We start from the raw sequence: 15,248 nt of genomic DNA on the forward strand, positions 1-15,248 counted from the left end.
TTACTTTTTTCCATGTCCGAGGAATTCGCATGAAGCACCGTTCGCTGCCGTTGCTGTTGTCCCTGGCCGGGGCGCTGTCCTGCATGGCGCCGGCGCTCGCGCGCAGCGGCGGCGACGGCGCGCCGGCGAAGCCGCCGTCCGGCCCCAATCCGAAGGTGGAGGCGGCGATGCGTGCATGCGCCGCCGAGCAGGGTGTGGCGGCGCCCGCTGCAGGTCCGCCGCCCGCTGCGGGACGCCCGTCCGCTCAAGGCCGCCCGCCCGCCGATGCGAAGCGCCTGGACATGGCCAAGTTCGACGCATGCATGACCGCCAAGGGCCTGCCCAGGCCGAAGGGCCCGCCTCCGCAGGGCGGCCAGCCTGCGCATGGCGCGCAACCGCCGGCAGGCTGACGGTGCAGTCGCCGCCGCTGGCATTTCCGCGGGCGCCCGCGCAGGACGTCTATCTGCAGCGCTATCTGTTGCCCTTCCAGCCCTGGCTGGAGGCGGCGGACGTCACCGAGATCCTGGTCAATCGCCCGGGCGAGGTCTGGGTGGAGCGCCTGGGCCAGCCCTGCATGCAGCGCATCGACGTCCCCGCCATCGACGATGTGCTGCTGGAACGTCTGGCCACGCAGGTCGCGCGTGTCACCCACCAGGCGGTGAACCGCGAGCATCCGCTGCTGGCGGCCACCCTGCCGGGCGGCGAGCGCGTGCAGGTGGTGGCGCCGCCGGCCACGCGCCGGCACTGGGCGCTGGCGATCCGCCGCCACTTGAACCTGGATCTCGGGCTGGAGGCGTATCGGCTGGCCGACGCAGGCGCCCGCGACGACCTGGCCTGGGATGCGCAGGCGTCGCTGTCCGGGTTGCGTGCCGCGGTGGCGGCGCGGCGCACGCTGTTGATCGCCGGCGGTACCTCGTCGGGCAAGACCACCTTCCTCAATGCGTTGCTGAAGGAAGTGCCGGCCAGCGAACGCATCGTCGCGGTGGAAGACACGCCGGAGCTGCACCTGCGCCAATCCAATCACCTCGGCCTGGTCGCGGTGAAGGGCGAGCAGGGCGAAACCCGCATCACCACCCAGGATCTGCTGCAGGCCGCGCTGCGGCTGCGGCCGGACCGCATCCTGCTCGGCGAAGTGCGCGGCCCGGAGGCGGTGACCTTCCTGCGCGCGATCAACACCGGCCATCCGGGGTCGTTCACCACCATCCATGCCAACACGCCGCAGGGCGCGCTGGAACAGTTGGCGCTGATGGTGATGCAGTCGGGCATCGGCCTGAGCCGTGCCGACACCTTGGGCTACATCCGCAGCGTGGTCGACCTGGTGGTGCAGCTGGGCCGGGTCAACGGCGAGCGCCGCATCCTGGCGATCGAAGCGCTGCGCTGAGTGCGCGCCCGGCGCCGCCTGCGCGATGGCGATCGCATGACGATTCCGCGCGCCTGCCGGCGCCGCTCGTAAACAAATGCGCGGCGCCTCTTCCAATGCGCGGTTGTGCGATTGCCGTCGCGTCGGTCGAGACGGCGTGCCGCTAGATTGCTCGGCCTTCGCCATCGTGTCGTCCCGGACTGGAGTCGCGCCATGCTCGCCTGCCGCAAACCCGCATCGTCGTTGTCGCGGCAGCGTTGGCGCAGCCCGCTCAGCGCGCTGGCCATGCTCGCCTGCACCCTGATCGGCGCCTGCGCGGCGCTGGCGATCGGTGCGGCGACCGTATAAGCCGGGCGTAGACCGGCCGCTCAGCGCGGCAGCCGCGCCGCCAGCGTGCCCAGCCGCCGCATCGCGCTTTCCAGGCGCTCGCTCCACGGCTGGCCGCAGGTCAGGCGCAAGTGGTCGGCGTAGTCGCCGCGGCTGGAATACAGGTGCCCGGGCGAGGTGCCGATGCCGTCGGCCAGCGCCGCTTCGAACAGCGCCTGGCCGCTGCCGCCGTCGGCCAGCTGCAGCCACAGCGACAGCCCGCCGGCGGGATCGCCGACCCGGGTGCCGGCCGGCCAATGCCGCACGATCGCCTCGCGCAGGCGTTGGCCGTTGTCGGCCAGGGTACGGCGCAGTTTGCGCAGATGCCGTTCCAGATCGTGCTGCGCCAGGTAGTCGGCCAGCGCCAGCTGCGGCAGGCTGGCGCCGCCGACGGTGGAGAAATACTTGGCGCGGATCAGCGCGTCGGTCCATTCGCCGCCGAGCAGCCAGCCCACGCGCAGGCCTGGCGCCAGCACCTTGGAGAACGAGCCGCAGGTGATCACGTTGCCGTGCGTGTCGAAGTGGCGCAGCGGGCGCGGGCGCTGCCCGGCCCAATCCAGTTCGCCGTAGATGTCGTCCTCGATCACCACGGTGCCGTGGCGCGCGCAGCTGTCGAGCAGGGCGCGCTTGGCGCTGTCGGGGGTGAGGCTGCCGAGCGGATTGTTGAAGTTGGGAATCAGCACCGCGGCGCGCGCCGGGGTGCGCTGTAGCAGCGCGTCCAGGCGCACGGCGTCGATGCCATGGCCGGCGCGGTTGGGCACTTCCAGCACCTTCAACCGTAGCGCCGCGACCGCCTGCAGGATGCCGTGGTAGGTCGGCGTTTCCACCAGCACCACGTCGCCGGGCGCGGTCAGCGTGCGCAGCGCCAGGCTGATCGCCTCCACCGCGCCGGCGGTCACCACCACTTCGTCCGCCGCCACCGTGGTGGCGCAGTGCGCGTAGCGTTGCGCGATCTGCCGGCGCAGCGCGGCGTGGCCTTGCGGCGGTGCGTAGTCGAGCGCGACGGCGCGATGGCGGCGCAGCTGCCGCGACAGCGCGGCCGCCAGTTGCGCGCCCGGCAGCAGCGCCGGCGCCGGGGTGGCGGTGTGCAGCGGCACCAGGTCCGAGCGCGCGAGCATGTCGAGCACGCCTTGCAGCGCCGGGTTGTCGACCATGCCCGGCGTGCGCCGCCGCGCCGGCGCCGGCAACGGCGGCAACGGCTCGGCGGCGGCCCGCACGAAATAGCCCGAGCGCGGCCGTGCCTGCACCCGGCCTTCGCGCTCCAGCTGCAGGCAGGCCTGCACCGCGGTGGCGGCGCTGATGCCGTGGTTGGCGGCCAGTTGCCGGATCGACGGCAGGCGCTCGCCGGCGCGCAGCGTGCCGCGCTCGATCTGCTCGCGCAACTGCAGGGCGAGCGATTCGTACAAGAGCATGCGGGCGCCTCATCTGTATCGGTCGATTTACAGCGTATCTGAATCTGTAACGGTCGGGTGCGGCGCTGCACACTGGGCCTGTGCCGGCCACCGCGGCGGCGTTTCCCCCATCCCCTGCGAGACCGGCCATGCCGCTTTCCGTGTTCGTCGTCGATGCCTTCACCACGGTCCGCTTCAAGGGCAATCCCGCCGCGGTGGTGCCGCTGCAGGCCTGGTTGCCGGATGCGCTGATGCAGGCCATCGCCAGCGAGAACAACCTGTCGGAGACCGCATTCTTCGTGCGCGATGCCGATGGCGCGTTCGCCATCCGCTGGTTCTCGCCGCTGAAGGAAGTCGGCTTCTGCGGCCACGCGACGCTGGCCAGCGCGTTCGTGATCGCCACCCAGCAGCTCGCACCGTTCCCGCTGCGCTTGCGTGCGGCCGCGGTCGGCGAACTCGGTGTGGAGCGGCTCGCCGACGGCAGCTTCGAGATGCGCTTTCCGAATCAGGCGCCGGCCTTGCTGGCGTCGGTGCCGCAGGCCGTGTACGACGCCTTGTCGATCGCGCCGCAGGCGGTCTACGCCAACGCGCAGGCGTACATCGCGGTGTACGCGGACGAGCGCCAGGTGCGCGCGGTGGTGCCGGATCTGGCGCGGATGCTGGCGCTGGCGCCGCGCGATGTCGCGGTGACCGGGCCCGGCCGCAGCCACGATTTCGTGTCGCGCTATTTCTGGCCGGCCAATGGCGGTGCCGAGGATCCGGTGACCGGCTCCATCCACGCCGCCCTGGCACCGTTGTGGGCGCAGACGCTGGGCAAGACGCAGCTGACCGCGCTGCAGGCCTCGGCGCGCGGCGGCGAGCTCGGCTGCCGGGTCGAGGCGCAGCATGTCTATGTGCGCGGCAGCGCGGTGCAGTACCTGCACGGGACGATCGCGCTGTGAGCGCGGCGGTCGCCGTTCCCGCCGGCGCCGCGCGGCGCGCGCTGTGGCAGTTGTTGCTGGCCGAAGTGCTGATCGGCTCGGTCGGCGTGTTCGTGCACGAGAGCGGCCAGGACCCGGTGACCGCGGTGTTCTACCGCTGCCTGTTCGGCGCCGTGTTCCTCACCGTCTGCGGGCTGCTCGGCGGCCAGTTGCGCGGGCTGTGGCACGAGCGCAGGTTGCTGCGCGATGCCGCGGTCAGCGGCGTGCTGCTGGTGCTGAACTGGGTGGCGCTGTTCGCCGGCATGGCGCGCTCGTCGATCGGCGTGGCGACGATGGTCTACCACGTGTTCCCGTTCGTGATGCTGATCCTGGCGGCGATGCTGCAAGGCGAGCGCACGCGCCGCAGCGACCTGGGCTGGACGCTGCTGGCCTTCGTCGGCGTGGCGTGCTCGGCGGATCCGGCGCGGCTGTGGCATACCGCCGATCGCGGCTATCTGTTCGGCATCGCGCTGACCCTGCTGGCTGCGTTGCTGTGCGGCGCGTCGCTGTTGATGTCGCGGCGCATCAGCCGCGAGCGGCCGCTGGCGGTGGTGACGGTGCAGTGCTGGGTGGGCACGCTGCTGCTGGCGGGGTTTTCCAGCGGCGGCGCATTGCATCCAGGCTTGCACTGGTTGTGGCTTGTGGGGTTGGGCGTGATCCACAGCGGCATCGTCTACGTGCTGTTCTACTCGTCGTACCGGCACCTGCACGTGGCGACGATCGCGATCCTGGCGTTCGTGTACCCGCTGGTCACGCTGCTGCTGGACTATCTGCTGTACGGCCACCGGCTGGTGCCGGTGCAATGGCTGGGCCTGGCCCTGATCGTGCTCGGCACGCTGGCGGTGAACCTGAAATGGCGTTGGCCGCGGCGCGCGACGGGCGCTGCGGCGGGCGGTGTGGCGCGCTAGATGCTCGCCCAGGTATCGCGATGGGCAAGGCGCTGTGGGAGCCGCAGTCGCAATGGGCCTTGTCGGTAAAGCCCGTCGCGACTGAAGTCGCTCCCACAGGTGCCATCGCATGCGCCAAGGGTGCTCCGCGATTCACGTCGTCGTGGACGCGCGACGGCGATGCACTCAGCGCACGTTGCGCAATTCCCAGCCGCTGCCGGCGAGCAGGCGCATGCGTTGCTTGAGGATGTCGCTGGGGATGCTGGTGGTGGCGAGCAGGTCGATGCGCAGGTCGTCCTGCTTGCCGCTGACCGTGGCCGCCGGATCGACGACGCCCAGCGATGGATCCACGTCGTCCGGCTCCGGCTGCAGCGCGCGCCAGCGCTCGAACCAGGCCGGGCTGCTCAGGGCCTGCTGCAACTGCTCGGCGAAGGCGTCGGCGCCGTTGGCGCTGAAGCTGAGCGTAGGTTCGCTGCCGCGCGCGCGGGCGGGGTCGGGCAGGCTGATCGAATAGGTCACGGCCATGGCGGTCTCTGTGTGGAGCGGTGCGGCGCAGCCTAGCAGGCCGCATCGTGATCGGGTCGTCTACGCCCGCGATGCGCCGGGAGCGGCTTCAGCCGCGACAGGCTGTGGGTCGCGCCTGTCGCGGCCACGGCTTGGATGCCGACAGCGTCGGCGTGCAGCGCCTAGGCGAACGGATGCGGCACGTCGGCGAAGCCCAGGGTGAGCGCGCCCTTGCCGACGTTGACCATGCCGGTCAGGCTCATCACGCTTTCCAGCACCTCCACCGCGTGCGCCTCGCAGACCTGGCGCAAGGCGGTGTAGCCGGGCAGGGCGCGCAGCTCGCTCAGTTCGCCGCCGTAGCTCAGGCACAGGATCGGCGTCATCAGCCCCGTGGCGACGCGCTTGCCGACGAACTCGAACAGTTTCTGCACCGCGGCGTCGAAGCCCTTGATCTTGGCCACAGGCGCGGTTTCGCCGCGATAGCCGTGCAGCACCGGCTTGATGTCCAGCGCGGTGCCGAGCGCGGCGCTGATCAGGCCGACGCTGCGGTCGCCCTTGCTGCGCGCGCGGGCGCGCATGTAGTACAGGTCGCGGGTGATCATGTAGCCGTGCACGTTGCCGGCCAGTTCCTCCAGCCGTTCGCGGATCGCCTGCACGCTGGCCCCGGCCGCACGCAGCCGCACCGCCTCCACCGCGGTCACCGCCTGCGCGGCGAACAGGTTCTGCGTGTCGATCACCCGCAGCGCGAACGGCGAAAGATGCCCGGCGGCCTGCCGGATCGGCTTGTAGTCGTTGAGGATGGCGAAGCTGGCCTGCAGCGCATGCTGGTGGATCGGGCTGCGGGTCTTGGTGATGGTCATGCAGAACACGTGGTCGAAGTCGATCACCAGCCGGCTCAGGAACAGTTCGCGGATCTGCGCCACGCTGAACGGGATGGTCTCCGCTTCGGCGCCGTGCTCGGCCACGTGCGCGTGCAGGAAGCTGAGCGTGGCCTCCTCGTCGCGATGGTCGGCCAGCACCGCCTCGCCGATGCGCACGCTGATCGGCAGCAACACGATGTTGTGGTCTGCGATGTAGTCCTGCGGCAAGTCGCAGGCGGAGTCGACCACGATCCCGATACGCATCTGGCCCCCTCCGGCGTTGCGCTTCGTCAGTACCGGCTAGGTTAGCGCAGACGCCGCGCGACGTCGCGGCCGGGTCAGGCGCCGCGCTGCACGGCGACCGGCAGCGCCGCCAGTCGCGCCATTTCCCCGCGCTGCAGCAACTGCGGATCGACCAGCAGCGCCTGCATCAGCGGGTGCGCGTCGTTACCCCACAGCAAGGCCTCGCCGATCTGCAGCGTCGGCACGCCGAACACGCCGGCGGCGATCGCCTGTTCGGTATTGCCGCGCAGCTGCGCCTTGACCTGCGGATCGCTCGCGGCGGCGGCCGCATCGGCGATGCCCAGGGCCTGCGCCAGCGGCGCCAGCGCCGCCGCGTCGTCGCCGGCATGGCCGTCGCGCCACAGCCAGTCGAAGATCGCGTCGATCGCCGGCGGCGTGGTGCCGGCGGCGATGCACAGCCGCAGCGCCGCCAGCGGATTGAACGGATGCGCCGGCGGAAAGCGCAACGGCACGCCTTCCTGCTGCGCCTGCCACTGCACGAACTGGTAGGTGAAGCTGCGCTTGTGCGGGATCTCTGCCGGTCCGCGCGTGTGCAGATGCTGCAGCACTGCGCCGAACACGATCGGCACCGGCTCGATCCGCGCGAACTCGGGCAGCGCCTTGAGCTTGTGCCAGTGCAGATAGGAAAACGGCGAGACGAAGTCGAAATACCAGCGCAGGCGCATGAGCGGGCTCCGGTCGGCAATGCGCCAGCTTACTCGCCTGCCGGCATGCGTGCGCCGCAGCGTGTTGCACTGCGGCGCATGCCGCGATCGTGCGCGTGGCGCGACCGGCATGCTGGTCGCTGCGGTAGACAATGCGTCGCCGCCCATCTCGATGGCCTGTGGGAACTGCGAACGCGCGCACGCGGCAGGGATCGATCGCACGCCGCTATTGCCGCAGCGCATGCCGGTACGCCTTCTTTGCATAGCTCGCGCGGCGAGGGTCTTGCTAGCGTCCGCCGCGGCAGCACCTCCGCTGCCGTGCCTGCCGACTTCCTGGGAGAACCGTGATGCTTGATGTCCAAACCGCCCCGATCGCCGAACCGCCCCTGCGCGCGGCCGCGCATCGCGCGCCGTTGCGCCGGCGCCTGCTGCAGGCGCTGTTCGCCGTGTCGTGCCTGGCCGCCGCGCCGCTGGCACTGGCCGGACCGTACAAGATCTTCGGCAACCACTATGCGTGGGTCAACAACTTCAACGATCCCAACAACGTCATCCAGGGCACCTTCGGCACCGGCAGCACGCCGGAGCTGACGGTCACCTTCAATTTCGCCAACTCCAGCCTGTACGGGTATCCGGCGATCGTGCGCGGCTGGCACTACGACTGGAACCCGACCAGCGATACCTTGTTCCCGCGGCAGGTGGCGTCGCTGAGCACGATCCCGGTCAAGTTCACCTACAGCGCCGGCGGCAGCAACCTGGGCGGGGATTTCGCCTACGACCTGTTCTTTCGCCGCGACACCGGCAAGGGCGTGCCGCAGCTGGAAGTGATGATCTGGGGGGGACACAATTCCTGGCCGATCGGCACGCTCAGCGCCAGCAACGTGATCAGCGCCGGCGGCTACACCTTCGACCTGTGGGAAGGCAACAACAGCGCCGCCGGCTACTACGTCTACACCTTCATTCCGCACGGCACCGCCGGTCAGGCCAACCTGCCCACCAGCGGCAACCTCAACGTCGACGTCAAGCCGTTCCTGAACTGGCTGCAGGCCAATCGCAGCCAGGACGGCCGCTACAGCAATGCGCTGTACCTGCATGTGGTCGAAGCCGGCTTCGAGGTGGTGCGCGGCAACGGCTGGGCCAAGCTCGGCGCGACCATCGACGCGCATTGAGCGGCGCCTTGCATGCGGCGGACCGGCGGCGTTTGCGGCAGCTGGTCCGTCACGGCCGGCCGCATGGGCGTCCAGCCCGTCCGCCCCGATGCGCGTCCCGGATGCGCGCCAGCCGCGCATCCGGGACGGGGTCAAGGCGCATTACAACGCCACCAGCTCCACGCTGTCGAACACGAAGCCCGGCCCCAGATATGCGTTGTCGGGCGAACCGGAGACAACGTCGATCTGCAGCGAATTGCCCCCGGCCTGCAACGCTGCGGCCGGAATGTCGATGTCGTATTCGGTGTTGTTGCCGCGATAGGTGCCACGGGTGATGCCGCGGCTGTCCGGTTGCTCGGGCGCCGGCGGCGCCGGTCCATTCCAGCGGGCGTTGACGCTCAACTGCGGACGGCCGTTGGCCTGCGCCAGCGGCACATACAGGCGCAGGCGATAGTCGCGGACTTCATTGGCGGCCAACACGAATTGGATGCGCGTGGGAGCGTTGACGCCGCGCCATTGCACTGCCGGGAAATCGCCGATGGCGCTGGTGCCGACCCGGTAGACCAGCGGTCCCCAGGGCGCCATGCGCTTGTCGGAAGGATGTGCGCTGGGCAGCAGGTCGGCATTGCGGAAACCGCCGGGGGTGCCGTCGGGGATGCCGATCTGCCACTTCACCTGACCTGGGCGCGGCGCCGCCTGCAAGGCGGCCTGCACGGTCCCGCCGGCATAGACCTCCAGCGCGCTCTGCGCCACTTCCAGCTCGTTCTGGTACAGGGTGATCCGATAGCGTCCCGGCCGCACGTTGGCGAGCTGGAAATCGCCGCTGGCGCCGGCCCTGGTCCAGTACTGCGCGTCGGCGTTGCTCAGGCCGACCAGCGCCGGCTGTCCGGCAGCGACGCCGGCCACCTTGCCGGAGACCGCGCCGCGGCCTGCGTTGCCCAGGAAGCCTTCCAGGCCCAGCGTGGCATCGACGAAGCCCAGGTCGGTCAGCGCCGCCGCGGGCGCGCTGCCATCGGTGAACAGCAGCGCGTACACGCCGTGCAGGCCGCCGCGGTAGGCCTGGGTCTGGGTATGGTTGGAAAACATGTAGTTGTAGAGTTCGTGGGTCACCACGGTCTTTTGCGTGGCGATGTCCTTGAAGAACGGGCCGCCGGAACTGCGTTCGCGGTTGCCCATCCACATGTAGACGCCGACGCCGGGGCCGCTGACCCCGTGCACGGCGTCGTCGATCGCACGCCGCGCCGAATAGAATTTGGAACTGGTGCGGCCATCGGGAAGCAGGAACACGTCCTGGCTCTCGATCGCCACGCCGACGTTGGAATCGGGCTCGCGGTCGGCATTGGGCAGCTTGGCGACCGCGAGCCGGGTCACGAAGCGCAGTTCGCCGATCGGCAGCAAACTGGGGGCGTAGGTGGCCATGTAGACCGCATCGCGGCCCTTGCGCGCCATGTAGTACTGGACGAGGTCGCCGGCCTTGGCCGAGATGACGATGGTATCGCCGACGCTGCGGGCCGCCACGGTGGCCGCGCCGAGCCCGGAGGCGATCTGCGAACCCTTGCCCTCGGTGCTTTGCAGTTCGTTGCCGCGGTAGCGCATCGAGACCAGATCGCCGTTGCCGGCGTCCACGCTGAACACCAGATTGGCGCCGCTATCGACAACGATGCGGTTGCCGCTGCGGGTGAAGCCGAAGGTTCCGCTTTGCGCTGCGGCGGGCAGGGCGCTGCAGGCGAGGTAGCACAGGATCAGGCAGAGCAGGCGTTGCATGGGGGCCGTCGCAGCGAAGTGGAGAACCTGCACAAGGCTAGTCCTCCATGTTGCATTCGGATGGAGTGCGGCGCGGGTATTTCCTGGTTTCGCCACATCTGCGCACAGCGTTCACTTCCCGGTGTGCGCACGGCCGGCCGCCGACGGCGGCAGGGTTCACACGCGGCGTCCGCGGCGAGGGCCGATCGCGCAGAATGGCCGGTGCCGCGGCCGGCTCCGGCACTGCGCCCCCGCCGGCGGGGGCACGCAAGGATCGGCAGTCCGGCGCCGACCTGCGGCGCCACGCTACTGCGTATACGCCCGCGGCAGCGCACCCGCCTGTTTCATGTAGCGGTCGCGCAGTTCGGTCTGGCGCGAACGCATCGGCATCGCGCGGCCGCCCAGCCAGACCTGATCGGCGTAGTGGGCCACGTCCAGCGGATCGCCTTCCCACAGCACCAGGTCGGCCAGTTTGCCGGGAGCGATGCTGCCCAGCCGGTCGCCCACGCCCAGCGCCTCGGCCGGAACCCGGGTCAGGCCGGCCAGGCCGTCGTCCCACGGCAGGCCGTGGGCCACCGCGTTGCCGGCCAGCTGGCGCTGCTTGCGCGCGTTGTGCGAGCCGTCGCCGCCCTGGGTGAAGCTCACCGCGACGCCGGCGGCATGCAGGCGCGCGGCGTTCTCCAGGGTGGCGCCGATCTGGTCGAAGCTGGCGGGCAGGTCGTCCAGCGCGTTGACGAACACCGGCACCTGCGCCCTGGCCAGCTCCGGCGCCAGCTTCCACGCCTCGTCGCCGCCGGCGATGGCGATGCGCACCTTCTCGCGCTGCGCCCAGCGCAGCAGCTGGCGGATGTCGGCGGCGCGATTCACCGCCACCACGATCCGGCCCTGGCCGGCCAGGTACCGGGCCAGCACGGCGCGGCCGGCCGGGGTCAGCAGCGCGTGTGGCGAATCCGCCGGCATGCGCCCGCGCGCTTCGGTCACCAGCTGGTCGAGCAGCATCCACTGCGCGGCGCGCGACTTGCCGCTCAGTTCCAGCGCGTCGCTGCCCAGGCGCAGGTACAGTGCGCGTGGGCCGATCGGGTCGGCGCTGCCGTCCAGGCGCATCACCCCGCCCTGGCCGGCGATGAAGGCGCCGCCGCTGTTGGCGCCGAGCGCGGTGAAGCCGATGCCCTCCACGCGCGCGACCGGGATCAGCACCGAGTCGGGGTTGTAGGCCAGGGTCACGTCGAACTCCGGGCGCATCGGCTGGTCGTGCGGCAGGCTCAGCGCGCTGTCCACGGTGGAGGACTCGCCGGACACTTCCTCGATGCCGATTTCGGTGATGCCGCCGAACAGCGCCGGGGTCAGCGGGCGGCCCTTGGCCTCGATCACCGCGACCCCGGCCGGGGCCGCCAGCCCGGTGCCGACCGCGCGGATGGTGCCGCCCTGGACCAGCACGTCGGCGTTGGGAAGCGTGCCGCGCGCGCTGACGGTATGCACGGTGGCGCCGCGGATCAGCACGTCCTGGGCGAAGCCGGGTGCGTTGCCCAGAAGAATCAGGCAGGCCGCGATCGCCAGGCGCTGCGCCAGAACGCGGCGCGAATGCGGAGCGGAGCGGCTCATGGGGCAGCCTCCTGGCCGAGCATGAAGTCGGATGTGGGGTGCAGGCGGCGGTCGGCGCGGTCGTAGACCTGCGCGCCGTCGATGTAGACCTTCTCGGCCAGCGCGTAGGAACTGAATGGGCTGCCGTTCCACACCACCACGTCGGCCATCTTGCCCGGCTCCAGCGAGCCGGTCTGTTTCTCGATGCCCAGCGCCTTGGCCGGATTGCTGGTCAGCCAGCGGATCGCGCGCTCGGGCGCGATGGCGATGCCGGCGCGGCGGCCGGCGGCCATCGCCTTGGCCGCTTCCTGGTTGAGCCGCTGGATGCCTTCCTCCGAATCCGAGTGCACGATCGCGCAGCCGTTGGCCGGGCGATCGACCAGCGCGATGTTCTCCTGGATGCCGTCGAAGGCTTCCATCTTGAAGCCCCACCAGTCGGCCCACAGCGCGCCGCAGACGTTTTCCTGGGCCAGCCGGTCGGCGATCTTGTAGGCCTCCACGCCGTGGTGGAAGGCGGCGATCTTGAAGCCGAATTCCTTGGCCAGGTCGAGCATGGTGGTCATCTCGTCGGCGCGGTAGCAGTGGATGTGCACGCGGATGTCGCCGTTGATCGCGCCGGCCAGGGTGTCCAGCTTCAGGTCGCGCTTGCCGCCGCCGTCGCCGGAACTGTCCTTGTCGCCGGCGCCGCGGCTCCACCAATGGCGCTTTTCCGGGGCTTTTTTCTTCGGCGCGTTCTTGCGCAGGTATTCGCTGGCGTCGATGAACGCGGCGCGGTAGCCGGCGACGTTGCCCATGCGCGTGGCCGGGCCGCCCTTCTCGCCGTACACGCGCTTGGGGTTCTCGCCGCAGGCCATCTTCAGGCCCCACGGCGCGCCGGGGAACTTCATCGCCTGGTAGGTGGTGGCCGGCACGTTCTTCAGGGTCACGCCGCGGCCGCCGACCAGGTTGGCCGACCCCGGCAGCACCTGCAGCGCGGTGACGCCGCCGGCCAGCGCGGTGCCGAAGCCCGGATCCTGCGGCCAGATCGAATGTTCGGCCCAGACGTTGGGCGTCACCGGCGCGGTCATCTCGTTGCCGTCGCTGTTGGCGCTGACCCCGGGGCTGGCGTACACGCCCAGGTGCGAGTGCACGTCGATGATGCCGGGCGTGACCCACTTGCCGTGGCCGTCGATACGGGTGACGTTGGCCGGGGCGGCGAGCGCGCGGCCCACGGCCTGCACGCGGCCGTCCTGCAGCAGTACGTCGGCATCGTCCAGGCGCTCGCCGGTCCCGGTGAGCACGGTGGCGTGCTCGATCAGCACCGGCGTGGACGGCAGCGGCCGGTAGGTGCTGGGGTAGGGGTCTTCGACGAAGCGCGAGGCGGCCGCGGCAGGGCCGCACAGCGCCACGCCCAGGCAGGCGAGCAACAGATGACGCATCAGATTTTCCCCGGATGATGAAGGCAGCGTTGGCGCCGCCTGCGCACGCTAGCCCGAGCCGGCGCGCTTGCCAAGTGCGGGGGGCGTGCGGCGGGATTGGGGATTGGCAAAGGCGAGTCGGCAGGCGGATGCTCACCCGCCTGCGGCTTGAGGTGGCGGCGAACTGCCGTGCTTTTGCCAATCCCCAATCCCCAATCCCCAATCCCCCATGCTTCCGTTGTTAGCGGAGGACAGCACCGATCCGGCCGACGCGATCGCGCGCCGCATGCGCCGCGCTGGGCATGGGGGGATTGGCAGCGCGATGGTCCGGGCGCGGTCGGCGTGGCCGATCGCGAGGCGGCGACAGCCCACGGATCGCTCGCCGCACACCGCATGCCGACGCCTGATCGGGTATAGAGGCCGATTGCCGAACGATGGAATTGCAATGACCGAGACCCTGCCCCGCGATGTCGTGGAGTTCTGGCGCAGCGCCGGCCGCGAGCGCTGGTTCGCCGCCAACGACTCGTTCGATGCGAACGTGCGCCAACATTTCTTGGACGCGCATCATGCCGCGGCGCGCGACGAGTACGCGGCGTGGATGGACAGCGCCGAGGGCGCGCTGGCGCTGCTGCTGTTGCTCGACCAGGTGCCGCGCAACGCGTTCCGCGGCAACGCACACGCCTACGCCACCGACGGCCTTGCGCGGCGTTACGCGCAATGGGCGTTGGCGGCCGGCTACGACCTGCAGGTGGAGCCGGAGTTGCGCATGTTCTTCTACCTGCCGTACGAGCATGCGGAGGATCCGGTCCTGCAGCGCGAGGCGGTGGAGCTGTTCAGTGCGCTCGGCGATGCCGACAGCCTGCAGTGGGCCACGCAGCACGAGGACATCATCCAGCGCTTCGGTCGCTTCCCGCATCGCAATGCGGCGCTGGGGCGGGAGAGCACGCAGGACGAGCAGCGGTTTCTGGACGAGGGCGGTTTCGCCGGGTGAAGGCCCGCGCGGACCTGCGCCGGTGGGCCAACGTCAGCGGGTTGGCCGTGATCGCGCTTGTGGGAGCGACTTCAGGGCACCTCTAATAACCTCGATTCTAAAAATTTCGCACCATGCGCATCAATGACTTGCGAGCGTTTTAGTCGAGTTTTTTGGGGTTATTAGAGGTGCCCTTCAGTCGCTCCCACAATGTGTCGCCAGACGACAGGTGACGCTGCGCTCAGCAGCCGCCGACCAGATCCTCGGTTTGCCATTGGCCATCGACCGGGTGCAGCAGCCAGAACCCGTAGGTCTCGTAGCCGCTGTGCTGGATCAGGAAATCGACCGTGCCGTCGGCATCGATATCGGCGAACTGCAGCAGCGCGTAGTTGTTCTTGCGCCCCTCGCAATCGTCGCAGCCGTAGTCGGCGAAGCTCTTGCGCAGCCGCCAGCCCGCGTCGCTGCGTTCCAGCACCGCCAGCAGGGTGCTCAGCCTGGGCGAGGCTGCGTCCGCGTTCGTGGCCGGCGCCGGGTCGTAGACGCTGGCGGTCACCAAGGCGACCTCGTGGCCCGGCTGCTTGGCATCGCCGATCACGGTCAGTGCCGGTGCCTCGTCGGCCGGCGGTGCGGCGAGCTGGGCCAGCAGCCGCTTCAGCGCCGCGGCAGGCAGGCGCTTGCGCACCGAGGGAGCGTTGCCGATGACCTGCAGCAGCGCGCGCCGCTGCGTGGCATCGAGCTCGCGGCGGGCGAAGCGCTGGCCGGGATTGAGATCGAACGAGGCCAGCATGGCATCGTGAGCGAAGGTGGGGCCGTGCGCGGTCTTCAGGCGCACGCGCAGGTCGCCGCCGCACATGGTGTTGTCGTCGACCGAGAACGCCAGCGGTGTCGCCACGCCTTGCTCGCTGCCTTTGTCGAACACCCGCAGCGGCTTTTTCAGCCCGCGCCAGGCGCCCAGTTCGGCCTCCTCGGACGGCGCGTTGCGCACCGGGATGTAGCTCATCACCTGCGCCTCGTCCGAGACCGGGGCGACGTAGATCACCGTCGGCGGCAGCGCGGCGGGCGCGGGTGCGGCGGCGGCAGGCAGGGCGGCGAGACCGATCAGGACAGCGGACCAGGAGTTCAGCGTGCGTGGCATGTGTTCGTTTCCCCAGGGAAGCGC

At 70.3% G+C, this 15,248-nt stretch carries 15 protein-coding genes; 7 read left to right on the plus strand and 8 right to left on the minus strand.

The annotated features are described in order from the left end of the window. The first annotated feature begins 29 nt into the window (after nucleotides 1–29). The 3 genes from NRY95_03995 (at nucleotide 30) to NRY95_04005 (ending at nucleotide 1,687) form a co-directional block, all read left to right on the plus strand. The gene (locus tag NRY95_03995) at nucleotides 30–389 is read left to right on the plus strand and encodes a hypothetical protein (protein UYC17140.1); all 360 of its coding nucleotides are present in this window, start codon (nucleotides 30–32) and stop codon (nucleotides 387–389) included. Nucleotides 390–391: 2 nt separating this feature from the next. After that, nucleotides 392–1,360: a P-type DNA transfer ATPase VirB11 gene (virB11, locus tag NRY95_04000; GenBank protein UYC17141.1), complete on the plus strand. Its 969-nt coding sequence runs from the start codon at nucleotides 392–394 to the stop codon at nucleotides 1,358–1,360. A 192-nt stretch (nucleotides 1,361–1,552) separates the two neighbouring features. Next, nucleotides 1,553–1,687 (plus strand): hypothetical protein, encoded by a 135-nt coding sequence (locus NRY95_04005; GenBank protein ID UYC17142.1) that lies wholly within the window; start codon nucleotides 1,553–1,555, stop codon nucleotides 1,685–1,687. Between the two features lie 20 nt (nucleotides 1,688–1,707). On the opposite strand, the gene NRY95_04010 is transcribed toward NRY95_04005, so the two are convergent. Further along, nucleotides 1,708–3,117: a PLP-dependent aminotransferase family protein gene (locus NRY95_04010; GenBank protein UYC17143.1), complete on the minus strand. Its 1,410-nt coding sequence runs from the start codon at nucleotides 3,115–3,117 to the stop codon at nucleotides 1,708–1,710. 128 nt (nucleotides 3,118–3,245) lie between these two features. Here NRY95_04010 and NRY95_04015 point away from each other — a divergent pair, with 128 nt between their 5' ends. Together NRY95_04015 and NRY95_04020 are read left to right on the plus strand one after the other, a co-directional pair. Further along, nucleotides 3,246–4,037, plus strand: a complete 792-nt coding sequence (locus NRY95_04015) for a PhzF family phenazine biosynthesis protein (protein ID UYC17144.1) — start codon at nucleotides 3,246–3,248, stop codon at nucleotides 4,035–4,037. Beyond that, nucleotides 4,034–4,963 carry a DMT family transporter gene (locus NRY95_04020; protein ID UYC17145.1) on the plus strand — a complete coding sequence of 310 codons (930 nt, stop codon included), beginning with the start codon at nucleotides 4,034–4,036 and terminating at the stop codon, nucleotides 4,961–4,963. Before NRY95_04015 ends, NRY95_04020 begins: the two co-directional genes overlap by 4 nt. Nucleotides 4,964–5,128: 165 nt before the next feature. On the opposite strand, the gene NRY95_04025 is transcribed toward NRY95_04020, so the two are convergent. From NRY95_04025 to NRY95_04035, 3 genes are all read right to left on the minus strand, one after another. Then, a complete protein-coding gene (locus tag NRY95_04025; protein UYC17146.1) occupies nucleotides 5,129–5,467 on the minus strand; it encodes a hypothetical protein in 339 nt (112 codons plus the stop codon). Nucleotides 5,468–5,628: 161 nt separating this feature from the next. Continuing rightward, nucleotides 5,629–6,570 carry a DegV family protein gene (locus tag NRY95_04030; protein ID UYC17147.1) on the minus strand — a complete coding sequence of 314 codons (942 nt, stop codon included), beginning with the start codon at nucleotides 6,568–6,570 and terminating at the stop codon, nucleotides 5,629–5,631. A 74-nt stretch (nucleotides 6,571–6,644) separates the two neighbouring features. Next, on the minus strand, nucleotides 6,645–7,274 hold the full coding sequence (locus tag NRY95_04035) for a DsbA family protein (GenBank protein ID UYC17148.1): 630 nt from the start codon (nucleotides 7,272–7,274) through the stop codon (nucleotides 6,645–6,647). A 326-nt stretch (nucleotides 7,275–7,600) separates the two neighbouring features. Between NRY95_04035 and NRY95_04040 the strand changes: the two genes are divergently transcribed. Then, nucleotides 7,601–8,419, plus strand: a complete 819-nt coding sequence (locus NRY95_04040; GenBank protein ID UYC17149.1) for a cellulase — start codon at nucleotides 7,601–7,603, stop codon at nucleotides 8,417–8,419. Nucleotides 8,420–8,560: 141 nt separating this feature from the next. On the opposite strand, the gene NRY95_04045 is transcribed toward NRY95_04040, so the two are convergent. From NRY95_04045 to NRY95_04055, 3 genes are all read right to left on the minus strand, one after another. Continuing rightward, on the minus strand, nucleotides 8,561–10,162 hold the full coding sequence (locus NRY95_04045; protein UYC17150.1) for a polysaccharide lyase family protein: 1,602 nt from the start codon (nucleotides 10,160–10,162) through the stop codon (nucleotides 8,561–8,563). 285 nt (nucleotides 10,163–10,447) lie between these two features. Then, nucleotides 10,448–11,743, minus strand: a complete 1,296-nt coding sequence (locus NRY95_04050; GenBank protein ID UYC17151.1) for an amidohydrolase family protein — start codon at nucleotides 11,741–11,743, stop codon at nucleotides 10,448–10,450. After that, a complete protein-coding gene (locus NRY95_04055; protein ID UYC17152.1) occupies nucleotides 11,740–13,140 on the minus strand; it encodes an amidohydrolase in 1,401 nt (466 codons plus the stop codon). The genes NRY95_04050 and NRY95_04055 overlap by 4 nt, the downstream gene beginning before the upstream one ends. A gap of 424 nt (nucleotides 13,141–13,564) precedes the next feature. On the opposite strand from NRY95_04055, the gene NRY95_04060 reads away from it, so the two are divergent. After that, entirely contained in the window at nucleotides 13,565–14,110 is a 546-nt protein-coding gene (locus tag NRY95_04060; protein ID UYC17153.1) for a DUF924 family protein, read from the plus strand. 220 nt (nucleotides 14,111–14,330) lie between these two features. On the opposite strand, the gene NRY95_04065 is transcribed toward NRY95_04060, so the two are convergent. After that, nucleotides 14,331–15,224 (minus strand): hypothetical protein, encoded by an 894-nt coding sequence (locus tag NRY95_04065; GenBank protein UYC17154.1) that lies wholly within the window; start codon nucleotides 15,222–15,224, stop codon nucleotides 14,331–14,333. Nucleotides 15,225–15,248 lie beyond the last annotated feature (24 nt).

Origin of the sequence: Xanthomonas campestris pv. phormiicola, assembly GCA_025666215.1 — a bacterium.
GTDB lineage: Bacteria > Pseudomonadota > Gammaproteobacteria > Xanthomonadales > Xanthomonadaceae > Xanthomonas_A > Xanthomonas_A campestris_A.